Origin of the sequence: Mesorhizobium sp. B2-5-3 (assembly GCF_006441005.1) — a bacterium.
Taxonomy (GTDB): Bacteria; Pseudomonadota; Alphaproteobacteria; order Rhizobiales; family Rhizobiaceae; genus Mesorhizobium.
Genome location: NZ_VFUS01000020.1, coordinates 14,810 through 30,256 on the forward strand (window position 1 = coordinate 14,810; position 15,447 = coordinate 30,256).

General features: G+C 60.3%; 12 protein-coding genes and 1 pseudogene. 7 read left to right on the forward strand and 6 right to left on the reverse strand.

Going from position 1 to position 15,447, the window contains the following annotated elements:
* Nucleotides 1-399: 399 nt before the first annotated feature.
* The 6 genes from FJ867_RS27990 to FJ867_RS28015 all read right to left on the reverse strand — a co-directional run bounded on the left by FJ867_RS27990 (nt 400) and on the right by FJ867_RS28015 (nt 8,744).
* Nucleotides 400-1,710 (reverse strand): FAD-binding oxidoreductase, encoded by a 1,311-nt coding sequence (locus tag FJ867_RS27990; protein ID WP_140819158.1) that lies wholly within the window; start codon nt 1,708-1,710, stop codon nt 400-402.
* A 54-nt stretch (nt 1,711-1,764) separates the two neighbouring features.
* Nucleotides 1,765-2,643, reverse strand: a complete 879-nt coding sequence (locus FJ867_RS27995; RefSeq protein WP_140819160.1) for an ABC transporter permease — start codon at nt 2,641-2,643, stop codon at nt 1,765-1,767.
* Between the two features lie 32 nt (nt 2,644-2,675).
* The gene (locus FJ867_RS28000; RefSeq protein WP_140819162.1) at nt 2,676-3,626 is read right to left on the reverse strand and encodes an ABC transporter permease; all 951 of its coding nucleotides are present in this window, start codon (nt 3,624-3,626) and stop codon (nt 2,676-2,678) included.
* A gap of 81 nt (nt 3,627-3,707) precedes the next feature.
* The gene (locus tag FJ867_RS28005; protein ID WP_140819164.1) at nt 3,708-5,378 is read right to left on the reverse strand and encodes a peptide ABC transporter substrate-binding protein; all 1,671 of its coding nucleotides are present in this window, start codon (nt 5,376-5,378) and stop codon (nt 3,708-3,710) included.
* Nucleotides 5,379-5,401: 23 nt separating this feature from the next.
* On the reverse strand, nt 5,402-7,066 hold the full coding sequence (locus tag FJ867_RS28010) for an ABC transporter ATP-binding protein (protein ID WP_140656760.1): 1,665 nt from the start codon (nt 7,064-7,066) through the stop codon (nt 5,402-5,404).
* A gap of 790 nt (nt 7,067-7,856) precedes the next feature.
* Complete coding sequence (locus tag FJ867_RS28015) at nt 7,857-8,744, reverse strand: LysR family transcriptional regulator (protein ID WP_140656694.1); 888 nt, start codon at nt 8,742-8,744, stop codon at nt 7,857-7,859.
* A gap of 73 nt (nt 8,745-8,817) precedes the next feature.
* On the opposite strand from FJ867_RS28015, the gene FJ867_RS28020 reads away from it, so the two are divergent.
* The 7 genes and pseudogenes from FJ867_RS28020 (at nt 8,818) to FJ867_RS28050 (ending at nt 15,430) form a co-directional block, all read left to right on the forward strand.
* Nucleotides 8,818-9,870 carry a four-carbon acid sugar kinase family protein gene (locus FJ867_RS28020; protein ID WP_140819166.1) on the forward strand — a complete coding sequence of 351 codons (1,053 nt, stop codon included), beginning with the start codon at nt 8,818-8,820 and terminating at the stop codon, nt 9,868-9,870.
* Nucleotides 9,867-10,859 (forward strand): 4-hydroxythreonine-4-phosphate dehydrogenase PdxA, encoded by a 993-nt coding sequence (gene pdxA, locus FJ867_RS28025; protein ID WP_140656691.1) that lies wholly within the window; start codon nt 9,867-9,869, stop codon nt 10,857-10,859. Before FJ867_RS28020 ends, pdxA begins: the two co-directional genes overlap by 4 nt.
* Nucleotides 10,860-10,879: 20 nt before the next feature.
* On the forward strand, nt 10,880-11,965 hold the full coding sequence (locus FJ867_RS29420; protein ID WP_140819168.1) for a cupin domain-containing protein: 1,086 nt from the start codon (nt 10,880-10,882) through the stop codon (nt 11,963-11,965).
* 136 nt (nt 11,966-12,101) lie between these two features.
* Nucleotides 12,102-12,248: pseudogene (locus tag FJ867_RS28035) on the forward strand (D-amino-acid oxidase); the annotation flags it as partial.
* A 214-nt stretch (nt 12,249-12,462) separates the two neighbouring features.
* Complete coding sequence (locus FJ867_RS28040) at nt 12,463-13,788, forward strand: FAD-binding oxidoreductase (protein ID WP_140819170.1); 1,326 nt, start codon at nt 12,463-12,465, stop codon at nt 13,786-13,788.
* Nucleotides 13,789-13,869: 81 nt separating this feature from the next.
* Complete coding sequence (locus FJ867_RS28045; protein WP_140819172.1) at nt 13,870-14,943, forward strand: tartrate dehydrogenase; 1,074 nt, start codon at nt 13,870-13,872, stop codon at nt 14,941-14,943.
* Nucleotides 14,944-14,953: 10 nt separating this feature from the next.
* Complete coding sequence (locus FJ867_RS28050) at nt 14,954-15,430, forward strand: Lrp/AsnC family transcriptional regulator (protein WP_140656687.1); 477 nt, start codon at nt 14,954-14,956, stop codon at nt 15,428-15,430.
* Nucleotides 15,431-15,447: the final 17 nt, after the last annotated feature.

Sequence of the window (15,447 nt, forward strand, 5' to 3'; positions counted from 1 at the left end):
GCCCTTCATCGCATCGTGCGCTCGAAAGAATGTGCCGAAATCATCTAGGACTTCGCCAGATGTCCGGGTTTTTGATCCCTTGATCGATACGAACTGCTCAAGCCCGACCGAGTTCCAGTTCGGCGCAGAGCGGCGTAACCTGCTCGCGAGTCCGTTGGATCGCGCTTGAGGGGCTTGAGCCTGCGTGCGAAGTGGTAGGTGGCAACGAAGTCGACGAGGTGTTACCCGAGCTGATCGTGGCTCTCGTAGACAAGCGTTTGACGGAGGCGTCCTTGATCGTGCGGTACATCCTCTCGACCTGTCCATTGGTCCGATGATGCTTGGCCCCACTCGTATGGTGCTCGATGTCGTTCGTGGCGCAGGCATATTCGAAGGCGTGCGCCCCGTCACCTTTGCCGGTCAGCGGCTGGCGCGCCAGAAGGCGATGCGGTCCTGCAACCGATAGCCCTGGATAATCGCCGGCATGAACCAAGGATTGCCGCGATAGAGCGGGATGGCCGAGGGCGGTCGAAAGTCGAACGCCGTGCGCGACTGCTCCCCATGCCCCATCAATTTGTGGGCCGCACGCATTCCGATCCATGGCGCCCAGACCACGCCTGAACCGCAGAAGCCGGTGGCATAGACCACACCACCCTTCTCGAAGATGCGGGGCAGCATGTCGCGGTTCATCGCGACGTTGCCGAACCAGCAATGCGAGAGGCGCACGTTTTCCAATTCCGGGAAAAGGTTCACGAGGCCCTTGCGCAGGAGAAGTTTCGGGGCAATCGGATCGCCGACGCGAGAACTGTCGCGCCCTCCCAGCAGAATGCGTTTTCCGTCAGGCGTGGGACGATAATAGAAACCGAGTTGCCGGCCCTCCGTTATCGTCATCAGCTTCGGCATCAGTCGCGCCATGACATCGGGCGAAAGTTCCTCGGTGACGATGATGCGGCTGCGGACCGGAACCAGCCGGCGGCGCAGAAAGGGAGCGGCGCCGTCGGTGTAGCCGTTGGTACAGACCAGAACCTGCCCTGCATCCACCGTCCCTGCCGAAGTCACGACGCGGAACCCCGGACCATTCCTCTCGATCGATTTGACCACCGTTTGCGAATGGACCGTCAACCCGGATGCGAGCGCGACCCGCAGGAGTTCAGCGTGGAATTTGGCGGGGTGCAGCCCGCCAATGTCCATCCGAACGGTTCCGCCGCGGTAGAAGTCGGTGCCGATATAGTTCCGCTGCTCGGCATGCGGAACGGCGTAGGACTCGATCCGCAGTTTCTTCGCCAGCCTCTCGGCGCCGCGCGCCATCTTCTCATACTGTTCATAGCCGAAAGCGCCTTTGAACTGGCCAACCAGCCGGAAGTCGCAGTCGAGCCCTTTGGACTTGATGAAATCGTACAGGAATTCGCGCGCGACCTTGCCCTCGGCCTCGATCGCCATGGCCTTCTCTTCACCGAAGCGCCTGGTGATCGTGGCAGAATCCGGCCGGATGCTCCCGCTCGTAATCCCGCCGTTGCGCGTGGAAGCACCCTCGCCCGGATGCATCGCATCAAAAGCGGCGACCGAGCGTCCCTCGCGCGCCAGCACAAGCCCGGCCGAAAGCCCGGCATAGCCGGCGCCGACAATCACCACGTCGAGCTTCTTTGCCAGCGGCTGACGCGGCAGCGGCATGACGGGCGCCGCTTCCCACCAGTAGGGCGTGTTCTTTTCGGCGACTTTGGGCTCTTGCACGTGACAGACTTCTCTTGATCTTCCAGGGTCTAGGAATGTGACGGGTCGCGGTATTCAAATATGGTCATCTCGCACGTCCAGAGCATCACGCAGTCCGTCGCCGATGAAATTGAAACTGGTGACCGCGATGGTGATTGCCGCTCCGGGAATGATCGCCAGCCAAGGTGCGCTGCCCAGATATTGCTGGGCGCCATTGAGCATGTTGCCCCAGCTTGGCAGTGGCGGCTGGATGCCGTAGCCGAGGAAGCTGATGTAGGCTTCCATGAGAATGGCGCGCGCGACGGTCAAAGTGGAAGCAACGATAATCGGTCCCATGGCGTTGGGCAGTATTTCGCGGAACATGATATGTGTGCCGCTCAGCCCCAGCATTCGCCCGGCTTGGACAAATTCGCGCTCGCGAAGCGAGCGGACCTCGGCCTCTACAATTCGGGCTACTTCCATCCAGCTGGTCGCAGCGATCACGACGGTGATCATTATCGGGCTGGGCTTCAGGGCTGCGGCAAGGGCCAAAACAAGGAAGATGGACGGGAAGGCCAGAAAGCCGTCTACCATGCGCATCAGCGACGCTCCTATCCATCCGCCGCGGTATCCAGCAATTACCCCAACGAGCGTGCCGATCAGCGTCGACAAGACCATGGCGAAGAAGCCCACAAGCAGCGAGATCCGTCCCGCCATCAAGAGCCTTGCCGCCAAGTCGCGGCCGAGCGGATCAGTGCCCAGAAAGTGGTGGCCCGTTAGGGGGGGAGCGAAGCGGGCGCGCAGATCGATGTACAGTGAGTCATAAGGCAGGAGATGGGGACCGACGACGCAAGCGAGGGTCAGGAAGATGATCATCGCCAAGCCGAGCAGCGCCAGGCGATGGCGCATGAAACGAAGCGCCGCGCGGTTGTTTGTCCATCGGCTTGGAGCTGCATTTGCGGTGAGAGCGGTCATATTGGCTGTCTCCTGTCGGGGAAGTTGCGCGCTCAAGCCAGACGAATGCGCGGATCGACAATAGCGACGACAATGTCGGCGATCAGGTTGCCAAGCAGAACGAGGATAGCCGAGAACATCAAAAGCCCCATCACTACCGGATAGTCGCTATAACCAAGGCTATCGAGAAACAAACGTCCCATTCCTGGCCAGGTAAAGACAGTTTCGGTCACCAGAGCGCCGGTCAGGACGCTGGGAAGCTGCATCCCCGCCAGGGTAATCATCGGCAAAAGCGCGTTGCCGACGACATGCTTCATCAATATCCGGCGTTCACTCAGGCCTTTGGCCCGAGCTGTCTTGACAAAGTCCTGGCTGATGGCATCGAGAGTAGCCGTCCGCATGTAGCGGCTCCAGATAGCGACATGGACCAGCGACAGCACGATACTTGGCAGGATCAGATGGTGTAGGTAGCCCAGGACCGAGGTGTCGCCGATCTCGGACATATTGCCCGCCGGCAGCCAACCCAATTTCAGGGAAAAGATGTAGATGCCGACGAGGCCGAACCAGAAGGTGGGGACCGACAACGCGACCATAGCGCCCACAGTGGCGAGATAGTCGAACAGCGAGTAGCGGCGTGTGGCGCCGCGGATTCCAATCCAGGCGCCAATGGAGATCGCAATCACGGTTGAGGATCCCATCAGCAGCAGCGTGGCGAACACATGGCTGCCGATGATCTGCAACACGGGAGCTCCGTCGCGGAAGGAGTGACCCCAGTCGCCCCGCACCAGTCGCCATGCCCAATCCAAATATTGGACCCATATAGGGCGATCAAGGCCCAGCAGCCCCTTGAGTCGCTCGATATCCTGCTGGGTCATCCCGGGATCGAGCCCGAATTGCGCCATCGGTCCGCCGGGAAGAAGGTTCAGAATGCCGAAGCCGATGATCGAAACGATCACAAGCAGCACCAAGCTCTGCGAGAGGCGATTGAGCAGGAAGCCGCGCATTCTGAGTCCTCCGTTGTAGGTTGACGATTTCAGTCTGTTGCCGCCGCCGTGGTGAAATTGGGCGGCGGCAACGGCTTGGATTTAGGCCTTCCACTGCCAGACTGCGGCATGCCACGACGCGGTGCGCGTGTTGGGATTGGGCTCGAAGCCGTCCAGCCCCTTCTTCCGCCCGAGGACGTTTGTGTAGGCGAACAGCGGCAGGAAGGGCAGATCATGGCGCACCATCTCCTGCACGCGATTGTAGATCCCACGCCGCTCTTCCGGATCGAAGCTGCGAGCACCCTTGTCGAGCAGGGCATCGACCTCGGGATTGGAATATTGCGCGGTGTTCGAACCGTGTCCGCCTTGAGCCGCGATTGCCTTCGTATGCAGCCGGTTTGTGGCGTCGGGGTCCGCGGCAATCAGATAGGTGACGCCCGAAATGGCGGTGTCGAATTGCGACTTCAGCCAGAAATCTCCCCACATGACGGCAGCTGGCAAGTTCGAGATCGTCATCTCGACGCCGATTTCGGCAAACGTCTGCTGCAAGAACTGCTGCGTCTGCTCGCGTAGGTTGTTGCCAGAGGTTGTTGAGTTGGAGAAGGACAGCCGAACTCCGTCCTTGGCGCGAATCCCATCCGACCCTGGCGCCCAGCCGGCCTCATCAAGGATTTGGCGCGCCCGGTCCAGATTGAACTCCTGAGCCGGCAGGTTCGGGTCGTAATAGAAGGACTCCTTCGGCATGAAACTCTCGGTGAGTGTGCCGACGCCGTAGTAGATCGTGTCGACAATCGCTTTCCTGTCCAGGGCCGCGTAGAGCGCCTGGCGCACGGCCACGTCCTTGAACTGCGGGCGGCCCAAATTCAGGAAGAACGACTCCAGGGACGACCCGGTCTCGAGTGTCACCAAACGGTCGGGCAGTTCGTGGGCTTCAGTGTAGTGGTCGGGAGTGATGTACGACTGATCGACCAGGTCAACGTCGCCGCTCTTGAACTGAGTGTAGAGCACCGTCATATCGGGAATGTATTTGAAGATGAGCTGTTCGATATACGGACCTTCGCCGGCATACTCAGGATTGGCGACTAGTTCGATATGATCGCCCGCGACGCGCTGGCTCCATTTGAATGCGCCGGTGCCGACCGGCGCCTGGTTGAACCCGGCTGCATTCGGATCGGCCTCTTTCCCCAGAATGTGCTTGGGCACCATGAAGGTCTCGGCCAGGAACGAAAGATAGGGCGCAAAAGCCTCCTTCATCCGCCATGTGATCTCGGTGGGTGAAACCACTGTGATGTCCTGGACGAGCGTGTGACCGCTCGTACGCCAGGCGCGAAACTTCGGGTTCGTGATGAGTTCCAGGGTGTACTTCACGTCCTCGGCCGTGAAGGGCTCGCCGTCGTGCCAGCGTACATCGTCACGCAACCGGATGCGCCAGTTGAGACCGTCCGGCGAAATGCCGCCGTTCTTCTGGCTTGGCACCTCGGCCGCTAGATTCGGCTGAAAGACTCCCTTGGCGTCCATCCGGACCAGCGCATCGAAAACCGAGAAATGGACCGCGTCATCGACTTCGATGTGCGCCATCAACGGATTGAACACGGTCGGCTCTTGTGAAAGACCGACGACGACGCGACCGGCCGGACCTCCGGCAGGGATCTTGGCAAAAGCGGGCTTGCCCAGCAGATTGGGCGCGATCAAGCCTGCAGCTCCACCTAGCGCCATCAGCCGCAGCGCCTGGCGTCTCGAGTAGTTGGATGTAGTCGTTGAATCTTTGGTCATGGTAGTTCCTCTCTTGTTATTTTTCATGCGTTTGCTGCAATTGGACGGGCATTGCCCGGCCTCTCTCCTGGAATTGCCGCCACGAGTTGGCGCGTGTAGGCCGCTTGCGGGTTCAGGAATATCTGCGAGGGCGGTCCGCGCTCGACGATCCGGCCTTTCTGCATCACAGCGATTTCGTCGCAGATCTGGCTGGCGACACGCAAATCGTGCGTGATGAAGACCATCGACACGCCGGTCTCTCGCTGGATCTGATCCAGGAGCTGCAGGATCTGCGCCTGGATCGACACGTCGAGCGCGGAGACCGCCTCGTCGGCAATCAAAAGCTTCGGCTTGAACATCAAAGCCCGAGCGATACCGATTCGCTGGCGTTGCCCACCAGAAAACTCGTGCGGATAGCGGTCGAAGGCGCCGGCATCGAGACCGACATGGGCCAGAAGCGTCCGCGCTTCTTCGCGCGCCTGGGCATAAGGCATCCCGTGTGCCACCGGGCCTACCGTGATGATGTGGCCGACCGTTGAGCGTGGGTTCAGGGACGCGAAGGGATCCTGGAAGATCATCTGGATCCGTGGTCTTAGCGGGCGGAACTTCGCTTCGGAAAGCTTGGCGATGTCAGATCCCTCGAACAAAATCTCGCCGCCGTCGCTGTCTAGCAATTTGATCAGAAGCCGGCCCAGCGAGGATTTTCCCGAACCGCTCTCGCCTACGACCCCCAGCGTTCGGCCAGGCGCCAGTTCGAACGAAACCTCGTTCACAGCTTTCACAATTCGCTGCGCGCCGAACAGCGCGCCGCCGCCATGATAGGTCTTCACTAGACCCTCGACCTTCAGGATTGGCTCCTTGCTGGCAGGCTCCGCACGAGGGCGATCCTCGCCGATCAGATGTGGTACGGCCGCGATCAGGCGCTGGGTGTAAGGATGCTTGGGCGCCTTCAACACCTGTTCGGCGCTGCCCTGCTCGACGATGTGACCCTTTTCCATCACCACGACACTGTCGGCGATCTCGGCCACCACGCCAAAATCGTGGGTGATGAACATCACGCTCATCCCCTTGCGGCGCTGAATGTCTCTGATCAGTTCCAGGATCTGTGCCTGGGTGGTGACGTCGAGGGCGGTGGTCGGCTCATCGGCGATCAGCACCGTTGGCTCAAGCGCCAAGGCCATGGCGATCATTACGCGCTGCCGCTGCCCGCCCGAAAGCCGGAAAGGATATTGGTGATACATGAGTTCGGGATCTGGCAACCCCACTTCGGTGAGCAACTCGATGGCGCGGTTTCGACAGGCTTGTGACGTGCCGAAGCCATGCGCGGCCATGACCTCGTCGATCTGCGCGCCCACCGTCATCAGGGGGTTGAGCGCCGAGAGTGGGTCCTGAAAGATCATCGACACGACCCGACCACGCAGGTTGCGCAGCTTGTCGGGCGACATCCCGACGATGTTCATTCCCTCCAGCTGGATCACACCCGAGGAGACGCGGATCACCTTTGGCAGAAGGCCCATGATCGCGTTTGCCGTCACCGACTTACCCGATCCCGACTCGCCAATGATGCACAGGATCTGGCCGCGTTTCAGATCGAAGGAAATGTTCTCGACCGCATAGGTTCGCTCCATGCCTTTCGGCAAATTCACCGTGAGGTCGCGCACCGAAAGCGCCACATCGTGAGAGGCTACAGCCTGGATGCTTGCGACCATCTGGATCACCTCCCATTCCATCGAAGCGGATCCACCCTGTTGCGGATCCCATCATCGCTCCTTGAGCAGCAACGCGTGACCCTAGCTTCCGTAGCCTGGCCATTTCGGCGCTTCGCGCCCTGAGGCTGCAAGAGACGGATACTACTCATCCTGGCGGCTCCCTTTTGAAGTCCGGTCCCCGTACCGGACATTGTTCCCTTTTCTTGGAGAACCCTCCAAACGGGCAAGCTCTGCCTATCGGAGGTCCTCTGGAGCTTGCCTGCCGTAAGGAAGGGTGCCCCGTCCTTCCAGCCAGTTTGACTGTTCTGTTTCCGCAGAGTCTTCGAAAGTTGAGCCTCGGGCGGCAGGAACTTCTGAAAAGAACGGCTCAATTGGCATTTCACTCTGTTTGGCCTGCTGATGATAGCGTGGGATAGGTGAGAGTCTGAGAGTGATTGCCCGAAAATGAATGAGCGATGACGCCAGCGGCCGTGCCGACCTGTCCAAGGCGGGCACGGCATTCCTTGCCACAGGAAATTTGCACGATCCGCCGCGCCGGAATTTTCCGCATTTGAAATGGATCGCGCCCATCCAGGTGTTGAAGGCAGGTAACAACCGGCGTCACCTGCACGAAGCCCGTGATGCGCCCATGCGATGCCTCATCTGGATGCCTATAAAAGGTAGTGCGGAACCAAGCACGGCAAACTGTGCCGCTTATCGAGGAACTCTACCCTGCCCATCAATGCCCAGTTGCTGCTTTTCGACGCCGGGTCGGCCACATTCAGCTAGGCGAAGCTCGCAGGGCGCTCTTTCAAAGGTGATTTGGGCCCAAGCGGCTGAACTGCGCTTGGAGCCACTCTGCGAGTTCAAACTCCACACCTTGGAGTTCACTCGACCCCAACCATATCAACCCATATTGACTACCGTCAGGGTCAAAGCCAGCAGGTGCCTCCAGGCTTCCTCGTTCCACATCGTCAATCGCGAGGACGAGCGGACTGAGGGCTACACCCAGGCCTGCAGATGCAGCTTCGACAATCAGGGCGTGATTGTCGAAGTACCGGATTTCTGTGGGTCGACGCGCCGACGGATGGGTCTTCAGCCATTGCGCCCACGCGTCAGGTCGGGTCTTCGACCCGAGAGCGAGATAGTCGCCACGCCCGAAAGCTGGCACTAGTTCCGGCCTCATGACAGGCCCAACCTTTTCGGGAAAAAGGGGCCGGACGTTCCACGTCTCAGGCACAGCGAAGTCCAGCCGTCGAATAGCGAGATCGACCTCTTTCTTACGAAAGTCCACAAGCCCTCCACCTACGGAAAGGTGGAGGGCCATGTTCGGATGCGCCACTTGAAGCGCCCCCAGCCGCGGAATGAGCCAACGCATGGCAACGGAAGGCTCGCAGGAGAGCACCAGGGCACTCCTCCCGGCATTGGCAGCACGCAGGCTTTGTACCGTGGCGGCCAACTCACCGAAGAACCTGCTGAGGGTGAGGTTGAGTGTCTCGCCGGCCGGGGTGAGCCGCAGGCCTCGCCCATTCTTTTCAAACAACCTGACCCCGATGTCGTTGGCGAGCTTGGTGATACGGCGACTGACGGCGCCGTGCGTGAGCGCAAGCGAGTCTGCTGCAAGCCGGACCGAGCCTAGCCGCGCTGTTGCTTCGAACGCTCGCAGGTCGTCGAGCGATGGTATGTCTGAGCGATCCATCCGTGACAATCTATCACCGATTTTGTCAGAAACTATCGCTATTCACCCTTGGTGAGGTTTTGTTAGTTGATGCATGCGCACCAATCATCAACCCAGTATAGCGGTCCTCGCCGATGACCTCACCAGCGCGGCAGATGGTGCAGCACCTTTCGTCGCCAGTGGCTTGACTGCGTCAATCGGCAGGGGCCAGCTTCCGCGCCAAGCGGAAGCGGCAGCGATAATTGCAATCGATAGCGGTTCGCGGTCTGCTACTCGGTCGCAAGCGTTCAAGGCGGTCGCTCGATTAACCGCCCGACTTGCCGGCCGTACCGTGCTCTATAAAACGGTGGACTCCACACTTCGCGGTCACATAACGGCGGAGCTTGAAGCATGTTTTGCGGCGAGCGGCCGCAGAGCACTGGTGTTTGCACCGGCGTTCCCGGAGGCCGGTCGTACGACAGTGAGGGGCATTCAGCTTGTTGACGGCATTCCGGTCTCGGAAAGTTCGTATGGCCATGACCCTGTGCATCCCGCGCGGCATTCGGCACTAGTCGACCTGGTCCCGAGCTGCATCAAGAATGTCACGCTGCTTGATGCAGTAACGCAGGAAGAACTCGACTCGCAGATTGCTGCCATCGAGGATCCAGCGTCGATCCTTTGGGTTGGCTCTCCTGGAATGGCTACAGCGCTATCGCGGCATTTTGTGCCGGCGAAGGCCCTACCGCCATTGCTCGATGGCATCAGTAGCGATGTCTTGGTGGTTATTGGGAGCGCAAATTTGTGCAGTCATCAGCAAGCAGATCAACTCCAGGAGGTCAGCGGCGTCATGCTGCTGCGCGGACCAAGGGCGCGCGAGCGGGACTCGGCAGCAGTGCTGCGCCGCATCGCACAAGACGCAGCGCGAGAGCTTCAAAGCCCACGCTTCGGCGCTTTGATCGCTACCGGCGGCGACACGATGGAAGCGATCCTGGACCTTCTCAACGTCCGTGAGTTCGAGATCCTGCAAGAACTCGATCCCGGATTCCCGCTTGGTCTCGCCAGGCTTGGCGATGGGCGCTCGCTCTTGCTCGCTATGAAGGCGGGTGGCTTTGGCAGTGACGACGCCCTGGAGCGCGCCGTCGCGCGGATACGTGGAGCAACCCAATGAAGAACATTCCCCCGCTTGCTCTCACAATGGGCGACGCCTCCGGCATTGGGCCGGAGATCGTGGCGAAGCTGCTTGCGAAGGGCGGCGAACGCGTCGTCGTGTTCGGCAGCTATGTTGTCATGCAGGACATCGTGCGGCGGCTCGGGTTGAACGTCGAGGTGCGACGCATCAATGCGGCCCATGCAGCTCAGTTTCAGCCGCAGGCAATTGAAGTCATCGACACCACCCGGATTACTGAGCCTCCTCCAATCGGGCGTATCAGCGCGATCTCTGGACAGGCGGCCTTCGACGCCATCGTTGCGGCGATCGCAGCTGCGAAGTCCGGAGAAGTGAGCGGCATCGTCACGGCGCCGATCAATAAAGAGGCGATGGCCAGCGCGGGAATCGGCTACCCCGGCCATACCGAAATTCTGGCCGACTACGGCGGCGCCAAGCGCGTGGCGATGATGCTTGCGAACGATGACATCCGCACGGTGCTCGTCACGATCCACACGTCGCTGAGCAAGGCGATCGAACAAGGTGATTTCGACGCTCAGCTATCCGCCATCCGGCTTGCCCATGAGGGTGGAAAGGCTCTCGGCTTCGCGACCCCGCGTATCGCCGTAGCGGGTCTCAACCCGCATGCAGGTGAAGGTGGCATCTTCGGCGACGAGGAGATCCGGATCATACGACCTGCAATCGACGCATGCCGTGCTGAGGGGATCGATGCCACTGGTCCATATCCGGGCGACACCGTTTTCATGCAAGCACGTCAAGGCCGATTCGATGTTGTGGTAGCTCAATACCACGACCAGGGGCTGATCCCTGTGAAGTATCTCGGGCTGGAAAAGGGCGTGAACATCACGCTTGGCCTGCCGTTCGTCCGTACCAGCCCAGATCACGGCACGGCGTTCGACATCGCGGGCCGGGGGATTGCAGACCAGGCCAGCTTGGAAACAGCACTTGCCTACGCCAAGCGCCTTGTGGCGGCACAAACCAAGACGAACTAGATACGAAAGGAACCATACCAATGGGGCTACGCTTCATCTTCATGCTCACGCGCAACGACCGAACGGTTTCGGACGCCTCGCAGCAACTTCAAACCGCGCTCGGCCTCGGCGTGCGGCACATCGGGTTCAAGGACATCGGCTTGCCGCTGGAACAGCTGAAAGGCCTCAATGCAGCTATCAGGACGGGCGGTGCAACTTCCTATCTGGAAGTCGTGTCATTGGACCGCGAAAGCGAAATTGCTTCGGCAAAGGCAGCTGCCGCAATCGGCGTTGACGTTCTTCTTGGTGGCACGCGGGTCGACGATGTGCTGCCTATCCTCAGGGACACCGGCATCCAGTACTTCCCGTTTCCGGGTCGGATTGCCGGTCATCCGAGCGTGCTTGAAGGCGCCATCGACGAAATTGTCGAAAGTGCCAAGACGATTGCAGAGCGAGATGGGGTCCATGGCCTGGACCTGTTGGCATACCGTTCGGCGGAGAACGTGCCCGAGTTGATGAAGGCCGTCTGCGCTGCAGTCAACAAGCCTGTCTACATTGCAGGTTCGATCGACACCCCAGAACGAATTGCAGTCGTCCAAAGCGCCGGCGCAGCTGGTTTTACGATTGGGACTGCGGCTTTGGATGGCAAGTACCCGGCCAATGGGAATGACCTACCAAGCCAACTCAATGCAATCATTCGCGACGTCGCTGCGCTGAACAAGCACCTTTCCCCAGTTCACAAGAAGAATTTGTCAATTGAGTTTGCCGGGCTGCACGCGCCTTGGGAGCCTAAAGTCGAGGTGCATGTCAACAACATGCAAATCCAGGTCGCCCTGTTCAAGGGAGCCTCTAACTGGTCATTTCGGCAGCACGACGATCAACTGTTCTTTGTTCACCGCGGACGCCTGCTCATGAAATTTCGTGACCGTGAAGAGATCATCGAACCCGGAGAGTTCATCGTCGTGCCATATGGCGTTGAGCACAGTGCGGTGGCCTTGGGCGAGGAAGGATGTGAAGTGTTGCTGGCGACGTCAACCGCTCTACCCTCCTACCCACCCGCGGGAACTGATCTCGCTCACTCTGAGCGATCCCGGTTGGCTACCTGGAGCGACGGTGCCGTCCGCTAGGTTTTTCAGTAAAATCATGGCGCAACGCGCAGGAGCAATCATGACCGCGCTCGACGCCGACTTCAGGCCGTCTGCTTCGCTGCCGGCCGAAGCCTTGCTTGGCCCGGCCCCGCAATGCCGCAGCGACAACGTCTTCTTTTCCGGGCACGGCTTCGGGATTGGCCCCGGCGCCGGCCACCTGATCGCGGATCTTGCCACCGGAGCCGAACCGATCGTCGACCCCGTTCCGTATAGACCGGAACGCTTCAACAACTCGGCATGGAGCAAGGTCGCTGAGTTTTAGGCCGCACACGCAACGCAACGCCCCTTCACATGAGATGGCTTTGAAGCTTCAGCCTACCTCCCCTCTGTGGGTAGGATGCCAGCGAACTTTTCACGCAACAATTGCATATCCTAAGGGCCGCTAACCGCAGGATATTCCGTCCAGGCACGCAACTCCGCAGCCTGTCTATTCTCGGCGCGGGTTAGAATGCTTCAAAGTTACCGGAGTTCCGCAGATGCCCGCGCCGCTAATGCACATCGAGTGCAGCCCTTCCCTGCCCCGCGAGGCGGAGGTCGTCGTCATCGGCGGCGGCGTCGTGGGAGTGTTCACGGCGTATTATCTCGCGCGCCGCGGCGTCAGCGTCGCCCTGGTCGAGAAAGGGCGGGTGGCCGCCGAGCAGTCCAGTCGAAACTGGGGCTGGTGCCGCCAGCAGAATCGCGATGCGCGCGAGTTGCCTATGGCAACCAAGAGCCTCGATCTCTGGGAGAAGGTGGCGCAGGAGACTGGCGGGGATACTGGATTTCGCCGTTGCGGGCTCCTCTATCTTTCACAGGACGAAAATGAGCTGGCGGGCTGGGCGAAATGGCGTGACTTCGCCACGACGGTGGGCGTTACGACGCATGTTCTGAGCGCAGAGGAAGCCACCGAGAAGGGCAAGGCGACCGGGCGCAAATGGAAGGGCGGCGTTTTCTCACCGACTGACGGAACGGCGGATCCCTCCAAGGCAGTGCCGGTTGCCGCGCGCGGTATCATGGCGGCGGGCGGTACCGTGCATCAGCATTGCGCGGCGCGTGGACTGGAGTTGAGCGCCGGCAGGGTCAGCGGCGTCGTGACGGAAGCGGGAACCATCCGTACGAAGACCGTGGTCATGGCCGGAGGCGCGTGGGCTTCCTCCTTCTGCAACCAGCTTGGTATGCGCTTCCCGCAAGCTGCCGTGCGTCAGTCCATTCTAGCCGTGGCGCCAGGCGCAAGCGGCCTGCCCGATGCCCTGCATACCGCGAACGTCTCGCTGACGCGGCGCAGCAACGGTGGATACACGCTGGCGATCAGCGGGCGGGCTCGCGTTGACCCGACGCCGCAGCAGTTCAGGTTCAGCCGCGAGTTTATACCGATGTTCGCCCGCCGCTGGCGCAATCTCGCCCCGGGCGCCTTCGAGGGCTGGCGTCAGGGCCATGAAAGCCTGCGCAAATGGGGCCTTGACGATATTACGCCAATGGAACGGAACCGGAATCTCGACCCGAAGCCCGACATGGGACAGATTCGGCTGACATATCGAAGAGCCTGCGAATTGATCTCCGAACTCCAGCGCGTCGCGATCTCCGATGCCTGGGCGGGTTATATCGACAGCACGCCCGACGGCATTCCCGCGATCGGCGAAGTGGAGGGGATTCCGGGCTTCATCCTGGCGGCGGGATTCAGTGGTCATGGCTTCGGGATTGGCCCCGGCGCGGGGCATATGATCGCCGACATCATCACAGGCAGCGAGCCTATTGTCGATCCGCGTCCTTATAGGCCCGAACGCCTGAAGACCGCTGCGTGGGGCAAGGTCGCTGAATTCTGAGAAAATCGGCTTGCCAACGCACAATCGGTCGCACACGAGATTGAGGCTCGAGCAGCCAGTGCTGAAAACAGAGAAGTGACGATGCGCGAATACGAGATTGCCGCCATTCCTGCCGACGGGATCGGCCCAGAGGTGATCGCCGCCGGTCTCCAGGCGCTTGAGGCGCTGCAGCAGCGCTGCGGCGACTTCAAGCTGCGCGTCCAGCACTTCGACTGGGGCTCGGACTACTACAAGGCCAATGGTCGGATGATGCCCGAAGATGGAGTAGCGCAACTGAAGCGCTTCGATGCCATCTTCTTCGGTGCGGTCGGCGCTCCCGATGTGCCCGACGACATCACGCTCTGGGGTCTCCGGCTGCCGATCTGCCAAGGCTTTGATCAATACGCGAACGTGCGGCCGACCAGGATTTTGCCCGGCATCGTTTCGCCGCTGGCGGGCGTTGGGCCCGGCGATCTGGATTGGGTGATCGTGAGGGAGAATTCGGAGGGTGAGTATTCCGGCCATGGCGGCCGCGCCCACCGCGGTCTCCCCGAGGAGGTCGGAACCGAAGTCGCGATCTTCACGCGCGTCGGTGTCACCCGCATCATGCGCTATGCATTCCGGCTGGCGCGGTCACGGCCGCGAAAGCTCCTGACTGTCGTTACGAAATCCAACGCGCAGCGTCACGGCATGGTAATGTGGGATGAAATCGCAGCCGAGGTGGCGCAAGAGTTCCCTGACGTCGCGTGGGACAAGATGCTGGTTGATGCTATGACGGTGCGCATGACACTGAAACCTCGCAGCCTCGATACGATCGTAGCCACCAATCTTCACGCCGATATTTTGTCGGACCTTGCAGGCGCGCTGGCGGGCAGTCTCGGCGTTGCACCGACCGCCAACATTGATCCCGAGCGGCGCTATCCCTCGATGTTCGAGCCAATTCACGGATCGGCTTTCGACATTGCCGGCAAGGGTATCGCCAACCCTGTCGCGACCTTCTGGACCGCGGTCCAGATGCTCGAACATCTGGGCGAAAGCGCAGCCGCCCTCCGGTTGATGAGCGCTGTGGAAGCGGTTACGAGTGAAGGCGTGCTGACGCCGGACGTGGGTGGCAGAGCGACCACGCAGGACGTGACGGACGCCGTCTGCCGGACGATCCGCGGTTCGAACGTGTGACAGGTTTCCAATGAAGCTCGACAAGATCGACATCAAGATCTTATCCCAACTGCAAAAGAACGGGCGGGTTACCAACGTCGAGCTTGCCGACCTAGTCAACCTTTCGCCGAGCCCTTGCCTGATGCGGGTGAAGAAGCTTCAGGCGGAAGGCTTCATTACCGGCTATTCCGCCCAGATCGATGTGTCCAAGCTCGGACAGACTCTAACGATCTTCACCGAGGTTACGCTCAAGCACCATCAACAAAACGACTTCGCGAGATTTCTCACCGCCATTCAGAAAGTCGATTCCGTCATCGAATGCCATCTGATTTCGGGCGGGTACGATTACCTTGTGAAGTTCGTGACAGCGGGCATCAGCGAGTATCAGACGATCATGGAGCGCATGCTCGAATTGGATATCGGGATCGACAAATATTTCAGCTTCGTCGTGCTGAAGTCACCGATCGTGAAATCCCATTTGCCTCTCGACATCATTTTCGACAGATGAAAAGGCGCGCGGCGCGG